Genomic DNA, 14,616 nt, shown 5'->3' on the forward strand with positions numbered 1-14,616 from the left:
GCGCCCGGGGGTGCCTTGCCGGCCATCGCGGGGTCCCGCGGCGCAAGCGGCCACCGGCGGACTCGTAGAATCGGGGGATCATGGCCTACCTCGACCACGCCGCCACCACCCCGATGCTGCCGGAGGCCGCCGCGGCGATGACCGCGCAGTTCGCCGCCACGGGGAACGCCTCCTCCCTGCACGCCGCAGGCCGCCGAGCCCGCCGTACCGTGGAGGAGGCCCGCGAGGCCTTCGCCGAGGCGATCGGCGCCCGCCCCAGCGAGGTGGTGTTCACCGCCGGCGGTACGGAAGCCGACAACCTCGCCGTCAAGGGCCTCTACTGGGCCCGGCGCGACGCCGACCCCGCCCGGACCCGGGTCATCGCCAGCCCCGTCGAGCACCACGCCGTGCTCGACGCCGTGCACTGGCTCGCCGAGCACGAGGGCGCGCAGGTCGAGTACCTGCCCGTGGACCGCTACGGGCGCGTCCACGCCGACGCCTTCCGCGAGGCCGTCGAGCGCAACCCCGACGACGTGGCCCTGGCCACCGTCATGTGGGCCAACAACGAGATCGGCACCGTCATGCCGGTCCGCGAACTCGCCGCCATCGCCCGCGAGTCCGGGATCCCGCTGCACTCCGACGCCGTCCAGGCCTTCGGCCAGCTCGACGTCCACTTCGGCGACAGCGGCCTCGCCGCCATGACCGTCAGCGGCCACAAGATCGGCGGCCCCTACGGCATCGGCGCACTGCTGCTCGGCCGCGACCAGAGCCCCGTACCCGTCCTGCACGGCGGCGGCCAGGAGCGGCACGTCCGCTCCGGCACCCTCGACGTGCCGGCCGTCGCCGCCTTCGCCGTGGCCGCCGTCCTCGCCGTCGAACGGCGCGAGCGGTTCGCCGCCGAGATCGGCGCCCTGCGCGACGAGCTGGTCGCCGCCGTCCGCGCGGCCGTGCCCGACGCGGTCCTCGGGGGAGACCCCGACGAGCGGCTTCCCGCCAACGCCCACTTCAGCTTCCCCGGCTGCGAGGGCGACTCGCTGCTGCTCCTGCTCGACGCCCAGGGCATCGAGTGCTCCACCGGCTCCGCCTGCACCGCGGGCGTGGCCCAGCCCAGCCACGTCCTGCTGGCCGCGGGCACCGACCCGCAGCTGGCCCGGGGCACCCTGCGCTTCTCCCTCGGCCACACCTCCACCCAGGAGGACGTCGCGGCCCTGGCCGCGGCCATCGGCCCGGCGGTGGAGCGCGCCCGCACGGCGGGCCTCAGCTAGGAGCCGGAGCCTCCAGGGCCGCCCGGACCAGGCCGATGTAGCGGTTCCAGTCCCAGTGGCGGCCGGGATCGGTGTGGTCGGCGCCCGGGACCTCGGAGTGGCCGAGTATGTGCGTGCGGTCCGCCGGTATGCCGTACCGGCGGCAGACGTCGGCCGCCAGCCGGGCCGAAGCCGCGTACATCGCGTCCGTGAAGTCCTGCGGGCGGTCCACGAAGCCCACGTGCTCGATGCCGACACTGCGCTCGTTCATCGAGCGGTTCCCCGAGTGGAAGGCCACGTCCAGCTCGCGCACCATCTGCTCGACGTGCCCGTCCCCGCGCACGATGTAGTGCGCCGACGCCTTGTGCCACGGGTTCTTGAAGGCGTCCACCGAGGACTCGAAGCCGCCCTGTGTGACATGCACGACGATCCGGTCCACCCGGTAGTCGTCCGGGCGGTCCGCCTTGCGCCAGTTCGCCGGCGAGGCCGACGTCCAGCTCGCGCCCGCGTGGTCGAGCTCGCCCTCCTTGCGCGGCTTGTCCACACCCGGTATCAGCCACCAGGCACGGCCGATCTCCTCCCGGCCGGCCACCGCCGCCACCGCGAAGATCCCGAGCCCGCCGAAGAGCACGGCCCTTCGGGTCCGCCCCGGCGGCCTCTTCCCCTTGTTCCCCTGCTCGACGATGTGATCCACCCCCCGTACCGGACAACGCGCTGTGACCCCGCTCGGTTCCCCCGTACTCTGGACGGTGCTATGACTGAGAACCTGCCGCGCACCGACCGTCCCCTTCGCGTCCTGGCCGCCATGTCCGGGGGCGTGGACTCCGCCGTCGCCGCCGCCCGCGCGGTCGAAGCCGGGCACGACGTGACCGGCGTCCACCTCGCGCTCTCCGCGAACCCGCAGTCCTTCCGGACCGGCGCCCGCGGCTGCTGCACCATCGAGGACTCCCGCGACGCCCGCCGGGCCGCCGACGTCATCGGCATCCCGTTCTACGTCTGGGACCTCGCCGAGCGCTTCCGCGAGGACGTCGTCGAGGACTTCATCTCCGAGTACGAGGCCGGGCGCACCCCGAACCCGTGCCTGCGCTGCAACGAGAAGATCAAGTTCGCGGCGCTGCTCGACAAGGCCCTCGCGCTCGGCTTCGACGCCGTCTGCACCGGCCACTACGCGACCGTCGTGCTCAAGGAGGACGGCTCCCGCGAGCTGCACCGCGCCTCCGACATGGCCAAGGACCAGTCGTACGTCCTCGGGGTCCTCGACGAGAAGCAGCTCGCCCACGCACTCTTCCCGCTCGGTGACACCCTCACCACCAAGGAAGAGATCCGCGCCGAGGCCGAGGAGCGGGGGCTGGCCGTCGCGAAGAAGCCCGACAGCCACGACATCTGCTTCATCGCCGACGGCGACACCCAGGGCTTCCTCGCGAACCGCCTCGGCAAGGCCGAGGGCGACATCGTCGACGAGGCGACCGGCGAGAAGGTCGGCACCCACGAGGGCGCCTTCGGCTTCACCATCGGCCAGCGCAAGGGCCTGCGCATCGGCCACCCCGCCCCCGACGGCAAGCCGCGCTACGTCCTCGACATCTCCCCGGTGAACAACACCGTCACCGTCGGCCCCGTCGAGGCCCTCGACGTCACCGCCCTCACCGCGATCCGCCCCCGCTGGTGCGGAGCCGTGGCCGCCGCCCCGGGCACCTACACCGCCCAGCTGCGCGCCCACGGCGGCGAGACCGAGGTCTTCGCCGAGGTCGTGGACGGCGAGCTGCGCGTCTCCTTCACCGAGCCGGTCCGGGGCGTGGCTCCCGGCCAGGCGATCGTGCTCTACGACGGCACCCGCGTGGTCGGCTCGGCCACCATCGCGACCACGACGCGGGCCGCCGCCACCGTCTGAACGGCGCCGTTCACGGCATGACGCCGCGGTCCGTCCCCCCCCCCCCCCCCCCCCCCCCGGGCGGACCGCGGCGTCATGTTGTGGCGGGGTGCCGCCCGGATCAGGCCGCGGGGTACCAGACGGTCCCACTGCCGCCGTGCCCGGCGAGGGTGCTCGCGATGATCTCGCCCTCCCGGAAGTAGCGCGGGTGCTGCTGCAGGAAGCCGGGGAAGGAATCCAGGGACGTCGCGTCACAGACCCCGTCGGTCTTGATGCAGTGGCGCTGGACCGGGACGCCGGGGAACACTTCCGGCCCGGTGCCGGGGGAGTACGCCACGAACGGGATGAGGACCCCCTGGGGCACCAGGCGCCAGAAACCGGTTCCGGGCTGCATGGGGTCGGAGTAGAGCATGCCGTCGACCCGGTCGCGCGGCACCTCGGTGCCGTTGTTCGCGATCGTCTGGAGCAGCAGGTCGCCGACCCAGGCGCCCTGGGAGTAGCCGGCGATCGTGAAGGTCGCGGTCGGGTCGGCCCGGTAGGCGTTCTCCAGGGCGGCCTTGGCGTTCCAGTAGCCCTGGTTCACGCTGTCGCCGAAGCTCGGTGCGAAGGGGGCCGGCTGTTCGTTGTGGCTGCCGACGAAGGGGCCGCCGCTGGCCACGTAGCAGACCGGAATCGCGATGCCCCCGTTCAGCTGCCGGTTCGCGGCGTCGAAGCTCGTCGTGCACCCGGGTGCGTCCGCCGCCGCGCCGGTACCGCCGATCTCGATGTAGTAGTGGTTCGCCGGGGCGGCGTGCGCAGTGGTCGGCGCGGCCACGGCGCCGGCGAACAAGAGGGCCGTCGCTGCGACGGCGGACTTGAGGCGGCGGGCGAGCCTGTTGGGCTTCGTGGTGGACATACGGGTCAACTCCCCTGGTTCGATGCGGGCACCGCGTCGGGTGCGGCGACCGGCACTCATCGTGGTGTTCGTGCTGGTCGGGGGACCATGCCCGCAACCGGCCATATGTGGCCGGTCGACGGTGCCCCGTGGTTTGACCGGGATCCGGGAGGACATCGGACCCAAGTGGCAGGGTCGTCGTCGGGCGGAAGGGCAGACAAGTGAGCAGCCGGTTCGGTGCGTTGCTCCGCGGGTTGCGGCACGAGGCGGGGATGACGCAGGAGCAGTTGGCCGAGCGGTCCCGGCTCGGGGTCCGCACCATCCACCGGCTGGAGACCGGCAAACCCACCGACGCCCGGATGGGAACGGTGAAGCAGGTCGCGCACGCGCTGGCCGACGAGCTCAAACGCGACCGGGACGCGCTCTGGACGGACCTGCTGGCCGCCCACCGCGGCAACGGGGCCGCCGCCGGGGAGGACCTGCGCGCGGCACGTGCTCCCGGGCCGGAGCCCGTACCGGACCGTCCGGTCCGGCCGGTGCCGCACCGCACCCTGCCCACGTCCCGGAGCGCCCTGGCCGAGGCCGCCGCGTCGCTCGCCCACGACGTCTACGGCCGCTGCATCCGGGAGGAGGAGCAGCGCCGCATCCACGACCCCTTCCCGCTGCCCGTGCGCTGGCGGTCGGCCCCCGCCGACCTGCTGGACCACTGGGACAACATCCGCGGCACTCCGCCCGGAGCCGCCCGCGGCCCGCTGTCCCTGGACGGCGGCCTCACGGACATCGCCGACGTCTACCGGCGCGTCCGGTCCGGGCGGCTGGTGGTGCTCGGCCGGGCCGGCTCCGGCAAGACCGTCCTCGTCCTGCGGTTCGTCCTCGACCACCTGGGGGCGCGTTCCGACGCCGAGCCCGTGCCCGTGGTCTTCAGCATGGGATCGTGGGACCCGACCGGCACGACCCTGCGCGACTGGCTGATCGCCCGCCTGCTGCGCGACCACCCGAACCTCGACGCCCGCGCCCCCGGCGGCTCCACCCTCGCCGCCGCCCTCGTGGACGCGGGCTGGATCCTGCCGGTCCTGGACGGGTTCGACGAGATGGCCACCGGGCTGCTCGGCGTCGCCCTGCGCGAGCTCAACGCGAGCTCGCTGCCGCTGCTCCTGACCAGCCGCACCGAGCAGTTCGCCGAGGCCGTCGGGGTCGAGGTGCTCCGCCGGACCGCCGGCATCGAGCTGCTGGACCTGGACGCCGACGACCTGGTCCACTACCTGCCCCGCACCGCGCGCCCGACCGCGCCGGCCGGCCGGGACCGGCGGGACGGGCGGGACGGCCGGGCCGCCACCGGGTGGGACCCCGTCCTGGAGCGGCTGCGCACGGACCCGGACGGCGGGCCCGGCGCCCGCCTCAGGGCCGTGCTGAGCACTCCGCTGATGGTCCTGCTCGCCCGGACCGCCTACAGCGACACCCCGGCCCAGGACCCGGCCGGACTGCTGGACGAGGCCCGCTTCCCGACCCCGGAGGCCATCGAGGAGCATCTGCTGGCCGGGTTCGTGCCGAGCGTCTACCGGCCCCTGCCCACGGCCGTCCCCGGCGGCCGCCGCACGCGCAGGCCCCGTGGCTGGGAACCGCACCGCGCCCGGCGCTACCTGGGCCACCTCGCCGACCACCTGGAGCGGCCCGGGCGCCGCGCCGGCCAGGACCTGGCGTGGTGGCAGCTGCGCGACTCGCTGCGGCTGTCCTCACGGATCCTGGCGGTCGTCCTCGCCTGCTCCGTGGTCACCGCCGTCGCCGACTGGCTGGTCTTCCCGGCGAAGAACCTGGCCGCGGGCCGCGGCGCCGCCTTCGCGCTGGGTACGGGCCTGCTGGACGCCCTGTTGTTCGGTCCCGCCGTCGGCCTCGCCTTCGGGCTGGTCTACGGGCTCATGGCCGTGCTCGGGATCCGGGCGTTCGAGCCGTCCCGGGTGCGGATGCGGCTGCCCGGCCGCCGCCGGCGGGGCACCGGACCGTCCTCCCGCAGGTTCGCCACCCTGGTCCCGGCCGGACTGCTGGGCGGCCTCGTGATGGGCCTCGGGTGCGGGATCGCCTTCACCGTGGGCGCGCAGCTGACGTACGGCGGGGTGCCGGTCAACGCGGCGGTGATCGAGGCGACGGCCGTCAACTGCCTCATGTACGGGCTCACGTTCGCCCTGGCGGGCGGGCTCGTCCTCGGGCTCGTGGCCACGCTGGAGACCCCCATCGACCTCGGCTGCGCCGCCACCCCGACGGACCTGCTGGCCGTCAACCGCAGCATCGTGGTGCGCCAGGCGCTCTTCCTCGCGCCGATGCTCACCCTGGTGATCGCCTTCGGCGGCCGGCTCATGACCGAGCTGCTCCAGGGCGTCGTCGGCCCCCTGACCTGGCCGATGGCCGACGGGCTCGCGCTCGGCGCCGTGGGCGGGGTGGCCGGTGCGCTCTCCTACGCCCTGGCGTTCACCGCCTGGGGCCAGTGGGTGCTCCTGGCCCGGATCTGGCTGCCGCTGACCGGTCGCCTCCCCTGGGCGACGGTCGCCTTCCTGGAGGACGCCTACCGGCGGGGCGTCCTGCGCCAGGTCGGCGCCGTCTACCAGTTCCGCCACGCCCGCCTCCAGCGCCACCTGCGCGGCCGGCCCACCGACTAGGGGGTGTACGGAGCCGCGTTCCACACCGTCTCCGGGCGATGGCCCGGCCCGGTGATCGCTGTCCAGCAGAGCCTGCAGAAGATCATGTCGTTGTCCTCGTCGAAGGCGAGATCCGCGGGATGACCCGGTACGGACCTGGCCACCGCGAAGTCGATCGGACTCTCCATGTAGCAATGCGGGTCGCCCTTGGCCAGCCAGAACGGATCGGCGCCGAGGCCTGGCGGACGCGGGCGGAAGCTGCTGCCGGCCCGGACGAGCGCGTCGACCACCTCGTACATGTGTCGCTGCGAATGCTCCATGGCCCGAGTCTGCACCGGGCCGTCGGCGCGGACACGGGCGGGGCCCGACCGGCGCGGCCGCCCGCTGTCCCCGGTCGTCACGCCGGGGCAGCGGGCGGATCGCGGCGGACGTGACCGCCCGGACGGGTCCGGGACGGTCCTGCGCTCAGGCGACCGTCAGGACGATCTTGCCGGTGGTGCGGCCCTGCTCGCCGATCTCGTGGGCCTTCGCGGCCTGCTCCAGCGGCAGCACCGTGTCGACCAGCGGCTTCAGCAGGCCCTGCTCGACGAGCGCCGCGATCTCGCGCAGGCCGCCCAGGTCCGGCTCCACCAGGACCCAGGAGGCGTGCACGCCCTGCGGGTCTTCCGGGAGGGAGTCCGGGCCGGGCAGGGTCACCAGGTGACCGCCGGCCTTCAGGACCTTCAGCGAGCGCCGCGTGTAGTCCCCGCCGATGGCGTCGATCACGACGTCCACGTCGGCGACGGCGTCCTCGAAGTCCGTGGTGCGGTAGTCGATCACCTCGTCGGCGCCGAGCTCGCGCAGCAGCGCGTGCTTGCCCGCGCTCGCGGTGCCGATCACGTACGCGCCGCGGGCCTTGGCGATCTGCACCGCCAGGTGGCCCACCCCGCCGGCCGCCGCGTGCACCAGCACCCGCTGTCCGGCACCGACCCCGGCCGTGTCCACCAGGGCCTGCCAGGCGGTCAGCGCGGCCAGCGGCAGCGCCGCGGCCTGTACGTGGTCCAGTGCGGCCGGCTTGGGGGCGAAGTGCCGGGCGGGGGCCGTCACGTACTCGGCGTACGCGCCGGCCTGCTGCGGGAAGCGGGGCATCCCGTAGACCTCGTCGCCCACCCGGTACAGGGTCACGCCCGGGCCCACGGCCTCGACGGTGCCGGACACGTCCCAGCCGACCGCCGGCACGGGGCCCCAGGGGATCAGGGCGCCGCTCTCGCGCGTCTTCCAGTCCACCGGGTTGACCCCGGCGGCGCGGACCCGGACCAGGATCTCGCCCATACCGGGCTCCGGACGCTCGGCCTCGGTCTCGACGAGGACCTCGGGTCCGCCCCACTTGCTGATGACGACGGCGCGCATGACATGTCTCCTTGCTGGGTTCCGGCCGGCCGGTGTCCCGGCCGATGACCTCACTCTCTCCGCTCGCCGACCTGCGCAGTGTTGGCCGTACGGCCACCATGTGTCAGGATCTGGCCATGCACCGAATCGCCGTACTCGCCCTCGAAGGGGTCCCTCCGTTCGAGCTCGGCATCCCCTCCCGCGTCTTCGGCAACGCCCACGACGAGGCCGGGGACCCGCTCTACGAGGTGACCGTCTGCACCGCCGACGGACTGCCCGTGACCAGCGACGCGGGCTTCACCGTCGGCGTCTCGGCGGGCCCCGAGGCCCTCGCCGCCGCCGACACCGTGATCGTCACGCCCACCCACGCCATGGACGAGCTCGCGCACGGCGCGCCCCTGCCGCAGCCGCTGACCGACGCCCTCGCGGCGATCCGGCCCGGCACCCGGATGGTCTCCCTGTGCACCGGCTCGTACGTCCTGGCCGCCGCCGGACTGCTCGACGGCCGACCCGCCACCACGCACTGGCTGCACGCGCCCGAGTTCCAGCGCGGCTTCCCGCGCGTCCGGCTCGACGAGGAGGTGCTCTTCGTAGACGACGGCGACATCCTCACCTCGGCCGGCGTGGCGGCCGGCATCGACCTCTGCCTCTACCTGATCCGCCAGGACCACGGCACGGGCGTGGCCAACCGGGCCGCGCGGCTGTGCGTGGTCCCGCCCTGGCGCGACGGCGGACAGGTCCAGTACATCGACCGCCCCGTCCCCGAGCCGACCGTCGCCACCACCACCGCCACCCGTGCGTGGGCCCTGGAACGCCTCGCCGAACCGGTCACCCTCGGTGAGCTGGCCGCGCACGCCCGGATGAGCCTGCGCACCTTCACCCGCCGGTTCCGCGACGAGGTCGGCATGACCCCGGTGCAGTGGCTCACCGCCCAGCGCCTGGAACTGGCCCGCCACCTGCTGGAGTCCAGCGACCTGCCGGTCGACCTGGTGGCCCACCGGGCCGGCTTCGGCTCCGCGAACTCCCTGCGCCAGCACATGCGTTCCGCGCTCGGCGTCTCCCCGATCGCCTACCGGCGCACCTTCCAGCCCGCATCGGCATGACCTGCAAGGTAATCGCCGCCGGGGCCGCGCGCTGACACGATCGGATCAACGGGCCCGGACCGACGGGCCGGTCGACAGGGGAGCAGACCATGACCGCGTACGCCATCGCCCACATACGCCCCGAGACGATGAACGAGGACATCCTCACCTACATCGAGACCATCCAGTCGACGATGGACCCCTTCGGCGGCCGCTTCCTCGTCCACGGCAAGGAGGCCGAGGTCCTGGAGGGCCCCTTCCCCAGCACGGTCGTCATGATCGGCTTCCCGGACCTCGAAACGGCCCGCGCCTGGTACGCCTCCGACGCCTACCAGGCCATCCTCCCGCTGCGCACGGACCACATCCCCGGCGAGGTCATCCTCGTCGAGGGAGTCCCGGCCGACTACGACGCCACGAAGACGGCCGCCGGCCTGCGCGCGGCGGCGGGGCTCTGATGAACCCCGCCGTCTACGTCCTCGGCGGACCCGACGGGTACCGGGCCATCACGGACGACTGGGGCGCCGCCAGCGTGGACCTCGACCTGCTGGCCGGCCCGGACACCGTGATGGTGCTGATGGGCCGCGCCTCCGCGTACGGACAGCCCTTGTCCGGGACCGGCGAAGGCGACGACGACGTCCAGGGGGGCGTCCTCGTGGACCCCGAACGCAAGGTCCTGCTGTTCTTCGCACTGGAGGGCCCCTCCGTCCGCATGCGCACCCGCCGGGCCACCCTCGCCCTCGTGCGCGCCGCCTGGCCCGGCTGGGACGTGCGCTGGGCCTACGGCGGCCGGACCGACCTGCGCGCCTACGCCGGCCTCGACCCGGCGGACGACCCCGACCGGGACAAACGCGTGTGGGAAAGCGACTTGTCCGAGACGGACGGCGTCGCGCTGCCGTACCCGAACCCCGAGGTCACCGTGGTGACCCTGGACGGCGCAGACCGCTGCCACCTGGTCTGGTACGCCTTCGACCACCCGGTGATGTACGGCCCGGCCCTGCTCGACTGGCTGGCCGCGGCCACCGACCACGGGGCGTACCACGAGCTCGCCGTGGCGGGCCTGCACGTCGACACGGAGCGGCGCCGGGTCGGCTGGTGGGTCACCAACCACCAGATCCACCACGACACCGCGGCCGCCCGCTGGCCCGGCTGGACCGTGGAGTTCTGGGAGGACCGCTGGGCCGAGCACCGCACGGCCTCCGGCGGCCGCTTCGACCCGACCGAACCGGACGACGCCGCCGCGCTGACCGACGTACGGGACGCGGCGCTGCAGCACTGGACGCCGATCCTCCACGACCAGGACGGGCTCCCCTGTCTGGCCGGCCTGGACCACCGGGGCCCCGTCTCCCGGCAGGGCCCGGCCGCCCGCGCGGCGATCGCGGAGGCGTACCGCTCGGCCACCGCGGGCTGACGGGCACCGGCGGGGTGCGAGCATGGGCGGTATGGCTACTCACTTGATCACCGGCGCCGGCTCCGGCATCGGCGCCGCCGTCGCGGCCCGCCTGCACGCCCGCGGCGACGACCTCGTCCTGCTCGCCCGTGACGCCGCCCGCGGCAAGCAGCTCGTCGAGCGTTTCCCCGGCTCGCGCGCGCTCGTCGGCGACCTCGCCGACCCCGACCGGCTGTCGTGGGCGTTCTCCAAGCAGGCCCTCCCGGAGCGGATCGACTCCCTGCTGCACATCGCCGGGATCGTCGACCTCGGACCGGTCGGTGAGCTCCGGCCCAAGACCTGGCACCAGCAGCTCAACGTGAACCTGATCGCCCCCGCCGAGGTCACCCGGCTGCTGCTGCCCACCCTGCGCGCCTCCAGGGCCACCGTCGTCTTCGTGAACTCCGGCGCCGGTCTGACCGCCCACGCCGACTGGAGCGCGTACGCCGCCTCCAAGCACGGCCTCAAGGCCCTCGCCGACTCGCTGCGCGGCGAGGAGCGGGCCAACGGCATCCGCGTCACCTCCGTCTACCCGGGCCGCACCGCCAGCCCCATGCAGGCCAAGGTGCACTCGCAGGAGGGCAAGGAGTACGACCCGGCCGCCTGGATCGACCCCGAGTCCGTCGCGACCACGATCGTCATGGCCGTCGACCTGCCCCGCGACGCCGAGGTCAACGACCTGAGCGTCCGGCCGGGCCGATGAGCGCCGGCGCCACCGGCGTCGGATCGCTGCCCGGCGGCGACGCCCGCGAGGCAGCGAAGACGGTCACCGGGTCCTTCGAGGAGTTCCCCTACCTCGCCGAGCTGCCCGCCCGCGGGCCCGGCGCGGACATGATCGGCCGGTCCCTCGGACTGCTCGTCGACATGTACGCCCACGTCGAGCCCAGCGGCTGGCGGATCAGCGACCGCCCGGGACGCGACTCGAAGCGGGCCCGGTCCTGGCTGGGGGAGGACCTCGACGCGCTGGAGGAGTTCACCCAGGGGTACACGGGGAAGCTCAAGGTCCAGGCCGTCGGACCGTGGACGCTGGCCGCCGCCCTGGAACTGCACGGCGGCGAGGCCATGCTCCAGGACCCGGGGGCCTGCCGGGACCTGGCCGGATCGCTGGCCGAAGGCCTGCGCGAGCACCTGGCCGACGTGCGCAAGCGGATCCCCGGCGCCGACGTCGTGCTGCAGCTCGACGAGCCCTCCCTGACGGCCGTACTGCTCGGCCGGGTCCGCTCGGCGAGCGGCTACCGCACCTACCGGGCCGTCGACCGGCAGGTGGTCGAGGGAGCGCTGCGCGACCTGTTCGCCGTCCACGACGGGGAGGTCGTCGTGCACTCCTGCGCCCCCGAGGTCCCCTTCGGCCTGCTCCGCAGGGCCGGTGCCACGGGGGTGTCGTTCGATTTCTCCCTGCTCACCGAGCGCGAGGACGACACCATCGGGGAGGCGGTCGAAGGCGGCACGAAACTCTTCGCCGGAGTGGTGCCCGGCACGGACGCCCCGTTGTCGGACCCGGGCGGTAGCGTCATGGGTGTCAGGAAGCTTTGGCGCAGGCTGGGGCTGGCCCCGGGGACTCTGGCGGAGTCCGTCGTGGTCACCCCGTCGTGCGGTCTGGCGGGCGCTTCGCCCGCCTACGCCCGCGCGGTGCAGGCGCATTGCGTCAGGGCGGCGAGGTCGCTCGCCGACAACCCTGAGTGACGGTCGAAGACGGGCCACAGGAGGACACGGCATGGCAGCCGAACAGCAGGACACGGCGGTACCGACGGCGGTGCGTGATCAGCACGCGCTGCTGGCGGAGCAGGTCGAGGAGCACCGCTTCCGGTACTACGTGAACGACCAGCCGGTCGTCAGCGATGCCGAGTTCGACCAGCTGCTGCGCTCGCTGGAGGCACTGGAGGAGCAGTACCCGGAGCTGCGCACGCCCGACTCGCCCACCCAGAAGGTGGCCGGGGCGTACGAGACGGACTTCGCCTCCGTCGAGCACCGGGAGCGCATGCTCTCCCTCGACAACGCCTTCGACGACGAGGAACTGGCGGCCTGGGCCGAGCGGGTGGCCCGGGACGTGAACACCTCGGACTACCACTACCTGTGCGAGCTGAAGGTGGACGGCCTCGCCGTCAACCTCACCTACGAGAACGGCCGTCTCACCCGGGCGGCCACCCGCGGCGACGGCCGCACCGGTGAGGACATCACGCCCAACGTCCGCACCATCGCCGAGATCCCGGACCGCCTCAAGGGCGACCGGATCCCGGCCCTCGTCGAGATCCGCGGCGAGGTCTACTTCCCGATGGAGAAGTTCGAGGAGCTCAACGCCCGGCTGGTGGAGGCGGAGGGCAAGCCCTTCGCCAACCCGCGCAACGCGGCGGCCGGTTCGCTGCGGCAGAAGGACCCCAAGGTCACCGCGAGCCGCCCGCTGCACATGGTCGTGCACGGCATCGGCGCCCGCGAGGGCTTCGAGATCGAGCGCCAGTCGCAGGCGTACGAGCTGCTGCACGAATGGGGTCTGCCGACCGCGCAGCACAACAAGGTGGTCGCCACGCTCGCCGAGGTCCGTGATTTCATCAGGGACTTCGGGGTGAACCGGCACTCGGTGGAGCACGAGATCGACGGCGTGGTCGTCAAGCTCGACGAGATCGCCCTCCAGGGCCGGCTCGGCTCCACCGCACGCGCCCCGCGCTGGGCGATCGCCTGGAAGTACGCGCCCGAAGAGGTCAACACCAAGCTGATCGACATCAAGGTCGGTGTCGGCCGCACCGGCCGGGTGACCCCGTACGCGCAGGTCGAGCCGGTGAAGGTCGCCGGCTCCGAGGTCGAGTTCGCGACCCTGCACAACCAGGAGGTCGTCAAGGCCAAGGGCGTGCTCATCGGGGACACCGTCGTCCTGCGCAAGGCGGGCGACGTCATCCCCGAGATCCTCGGCCCCGTGGTGGACCTGCGCGACGGCAGCGAGCGGGAGTTCGTGATGCCGGCCGCCTGTCCCGCGTGCGGGGCGGAGCTGCGGCCCATGAAGGAGGGAGACATCGACGTCCGGTGCCCCAACGCCCGCAGCTGCCCTGCGCAGTTGCGCGAGCGGGTCGCCTACCTGGCCGGCCGGCAGTCCCTGGACATCGAGAACTTCGGCATGGTGGCGGCGGCCGCGCTGACCGGCCCGCTGGAGCCGGCCCGGCCGCCGCTGCTGGACGAGGGCGACCTCTTCGGCCTGACCATCGAGCAGCTGCTGCCCATCAAGGCGTACGTCCTCGACCCGGACAGCGGGCTGCCCAAGCGGGACCCGAAGACGGGCGAGGAGAAGATCGTCACGGTCTTCGCCAACCAGAAGGGCGAGCCGAAGAAGAACGCCCTGGCCATGCTGGAGCACATCGCCGCGGCCAAGGAGCGCCCGCTCGCCCGCTTCATCAACGGCCTGTCGATCCGTCACGTCGGGCCGGTCGCCGCCGAGGCGCTCGCCCGCGAGTTCCGCTCGATCGAGCGCATCGAGCAGGCCACCGAGGAGGAGCTGACCGCCACCGACGGCGTCGGCGCGATCATCGCCGCCTCGCTCAAGGAGTGGTTCGCCGTCGACTGGCACCAGGAGATCCTGCGCAAGTGGCGGGAGGCCGGCGTCCGGATGGAGGAGGAAGGTTCCGCCGAGGAGGAGGGGCCGCGGCCGCTGGAGGGGCTGACCGTCGTCGTCACCGGCACTTTGCAGAGCCACACGAGGGACGGCGCGAAGGAGGCCCTGCAGAGCCGCGGCGCCAAGGTCACCGGGTCCGTGTCGAAGAAGACCTCCTTCGTCGTGGTCGGGGACAACCCCGGCTCGAAGTACGACAAGGCCGTGCAGTTGAAGCTCGCCGTCCTCGACGACGCCGGGTTCGCCGTTCTGCTGGAGCAGGGGCCGGACGCGGCGCGGGAGGTCGCGCTCCCGGTCGACGGCGAGGGCGAAGCGCAGTAGTACCGGCAGGGGAATCGCCGAGGGGGAGTAGCGAAGGCGAACGGATGCGTGGCGTGCGGCCGTACGGGCGGGCGCACGCCAGGCGCGGCGAACGGTGGTAAACGGCCGGTACAAGGCTGGTCGCAGGGCGGTGAGCTGTCGGATCATCGGACGGGTGACAGGGGGCCCCGGTCCAAACTCACCCGTTCGGCGGATACCGTACTGATGAGGATGGCTGGGTCGCATTCGGG

The 14,616-nt window shown here is 73.4% G+C and carries 13 protein-coding genes; 9 read left to right on the forward strand and 4 right to left on the reverse strand.

The genetic code is table 11. The features are described 5' to 3' along the window. The first annotated feature begins 80 nt into the window (after positions 1 to 80). Positions 81 to 1,244, forward strand: a complete 1,164-nt coding sequence (locus JYK04_RS29185; protein WP_189742915.1) for a cysteine desulfurase family protein — start codon at positions 81 to 83, stop codon at positions 1,242 to 1,244. On the opposite strand, the gene JYK04_RS29190 is transcribed toward JYK04_RS29185, so the two are convergent. After that, positions 1,237 to 1,917, reverse strand: a complete 681-nt coding sequence (locus JYK04_RS29190) for an N-acetylmuramoyl-L-alanine amidase (RefSeq protein ID WP_189742913.1) — start codon at positions 1,915 to 1,917, stop codon at positions 1,237 to 1,239. The genes JYK04_RS29185 and JYK04_RS29190 overlap by 8 nt on opposite strands. Before the next feature lie 60 nt (positions 1,918 to 1,977). Here JYK04_RS29190 and mnmA point away from each other — a divergent pair, with 60 nt between their 5' ends. Next, a complete protein-coding gene (gene mnmA, locus JYK04_RS29195) occupies positions 1,978 to 3,111 on the forward strand; it encodes a tRNA 2-thiouridine(34) synthase MnmA (RefSeq protein ID WP_189742911.1) in 1,134 nt (377 codons plus the stop codon). Positions 3,112 to 3,211: 100 nt separating this feature from the next. Here mnmA and JYK04_RS29200 read toward each other — a convergent pair whose 3' ends face one another. Continuing rightward, positions 3,212 to 3,985 (reverse strand): PE-PPE domain-containing protein, encoded by a 774-nt coding sequence (locus JYK04_RS29200; RefSeq protein WP_189742909.1) that lies wholly within the window; start codon positions 3,983 to 3,985, stop codon positions 3,212 to 3,214. Positions 3,986 to 4,236: 251 nt separating this feature from the next. Here JYK04_RS29200 and JYK04_RS29205 point away from each other — a divergent pair, with 251 nt between their 5' ends. Then, complete coding sequence (locus JYK04_RS29205) at positions 4,237 to 6,615, forward strand: NACHT domain-containing protein (protein ID WP_229876336.1); 2,379 nt, start codon at positions 4,237 to 4,239, stop codon at positions 6,613 to 6,615. Here JYK04_RS29205 and JYK04_RS29210 read toward each other — a convergent pair. Together JYK04_RS29210 and JYK04_RS29215 are read right to left on the reverse strand one after the other, a co-directional pair. Continuing rightward, complete coding sequence (locus JYK04_RS29210) at positions 6,612 to 6,914, reverse strand: hypothetical protein (RefSeq protein WP_189742904.1); 303 nt, start codon at positions 6,912 to 6,914, stop codon at positions 6,612 to 6,614. The two genes, JYK04_RS29205 and JYK04_RS29210, sit on opposite strands and share 4 nt — an antisense overlap. A 145-nt stretch (positions 6,915 to 7,059) precedes the next feature. Then, the gene (locus tag JYK04_RS29215) at positions 7,060 to 7,983 is read right to left on the reverse strand and encodes an NADP-dependent oxidoreductase (protein WP_189742902.1); all 924 of its coding nucleotides are present in this window, start codon (positions 7,981 to 7,983) and stop codon (positions 7,060 to 7,062) included. 116 nt (positions 7,984 to 8,099) lie between these two features. On the opposite strand from JYK04_RS29215, the gene JYK04_RS29220 reads away from it, so the two are divergent. The 6 genes from JYK04_RS29220 to ligA all read left to right on the forward strand — a co-directional run bounded on the left by JYK04_RS29220 (position 8,100) and on the right by ligA (position 14,386). Beyond that, positions 8,100 to 9,065 carry a GlxA family transcriptional regulator gene (locus JYK04_RS29220; protein ID WP_189742900.1) on the forward strand — a complete coding sequence of 322 codons (966 nt, stop codon included), beginning with the start codon at positions 8,100 to 8,102 and terminating at the stop codon, positions 9,063 to 9,065. An 89-nt stretch (positions 9,066 to 9,154) separates the two neighbouring features. Beyond that, positions 9,155 to 9,499, forward strand: coding sequence for a DUF1330 domain-containing protein (locus JYK04_RS29225; protein WP_189742898.1), 345 nt, complete (start codon positions 9,155 to 9,157; stop codon positions 9,497 to 9,499). Continuing rightward, positions 9,499 to 10,452, forward strand: coding sequence for a hypothetical protein (locus tag JYK04_RS29230; RefSeq protein WP_189742896.1), 954 nt, complete (start codon positions 9,499 to 9,501; stop codon positions 10,450 to 10,452). The genes JYK04_RS29225 and JYK04_RS29230 overlap by 1 nt, the downstream gene beginning before the upstream one ends. 31 nt (positions 10,453 to 10,483) lie before the next feature. Next, the gene (locus JYK04_RS29235; protein WP_189742894.1) at positions 10,484 to 11,173 is read left to right on the forward strand and encodes an SDR family oxidoreductase; all 690 of its coding nucleotides are present in this window, start codon (positions 10,484 to 10,486) and stop codon (positions 11,171 to 11,173) included. Then, positions 11,170 to 12,153 carry a methionine synthase gene (locus JYK04_RS29240; protein WP_189742892.1) on the forward strand — a complete coding sequence of 328 codons (984 nt, stop codon included), beginning with the start codon at positions 11,170 to 11,172 and terminating at the stop codon, positions 12,151 to 12,153. Before JYK04_RS29235 ends, JYK04_RS29240 begins: the two co-directional genes overlap by 4 nt. A 31-nt stretch (positions 12,154 to 12,184) precedes the next feature. Then, on the forward strand, positions 12,185 to 14,386 hold the full coding sequence (gene ligA / locus JYK04_RS29245) for an NAD-dependent DNA ligase LigA (RefSeq protein WP_189742890.1): 2,202 nt from the start codon (positions 12,185 to 12,187) through the stop codon (positions 14,384 to 14,386). Positions 14,387 to 14,616: the final 230 nt, after the last annotated feature.

Origin of the sequence: Streptomyces nojiriensis (genome assembly GCF_017639205.1) — a bacterium.
Taxonomy (GTDB): Bacteria; Actinomycetota; Actinomycetes; order Streptomycetales; family Streptomycetaceae; genus Streptomyces; species Streptomyces nojiriensis.

Bases quoted from the DNA above. Each gene is read 5' to 3' on its own strand.
- JYK04_RS29215 (WP_189742902.1), bottom strand. From the start codon at position 7,983: ATGCGCGCCGTCGTCATCAGCAAGTGGGGCGGACCCGAGGTCCTCGTC.
- mnmA (WP_189742911.1), top strand. From the start codon at position 1,978: ATGACTGAGAACCTGCCGCGCACCGACCGTCCCCTTCGCGTCCTGGCC.
- JYK04_RS29225 (WP_189742898.1), top strand. From the start codon at position 9,155: ATGACCGCGTACGCCATCGCCCACATACGCCCCGAGACGATGAACGAG.
- JYK04_RS29230 (WP_189742896.1), top strand. From the start codon at position 9,499: ATGAACCCCGCCGTCTACGTCCTCGGCGGACCCGACGGGTACCGGGCC.
- JYK04_RS29185 (WP_189742915.1), top strand. From the start codon at position 81: ATGGCCTACCTCGACCACGCCGCCACCACCCCGATGCTGCCGGAGGCC.
- ligA (WP_189742890.1), top strand. From the start codon at position 12,185: ATGGCAGCCGAACAGCAGGACACGGCGGTACCGACGGCGGTGCGTGAT.
- JYK04_RS29200 (WP_189742909.1), bottom strand. From the start codon at position 3,985: ATGTCCACCACGAAGCCCAACAGGCTCGCCCGCCGCCTCAAGTCCGCC.
- JYK04_RS29240 (WP_189742892.1), top strand. From the start codon at position 11,170: ATGAGCGCCGGCGCCACCGGCGTCGGATCGCTGCCCGGCGGCGACGCC.
- JYK04_RS29235 (WP_189742894.1), top strand. From the start codon at position 10,484: ATGGCTACTCACTTGATCACCGGCGCCGGCTCCGGCATCGGCGCCGCC.
- JYK04_RS29210 (WP_189742904.1), bottom strand. From the start codon at position 6,914: ATGGAGCATTCGCAGCGACACATGTACGAGGTGGTCGACGCGCTCGTC.
- JYK04_RS29220 (WP_189742900.1), top strand. From the start codon at position 8,100: ATGCACCGAATCGCCGTACTCGCCCTCGAAGGGGTCCCTCCGTTCGAG.
- JYK04_RS29205 (WP_229876336.1), top strand. From the start codon at position 4,237: ATGACGCAGGAGCAGTTGGCCGAGCGGTCCCGGCTCGGGGTCCGCACC.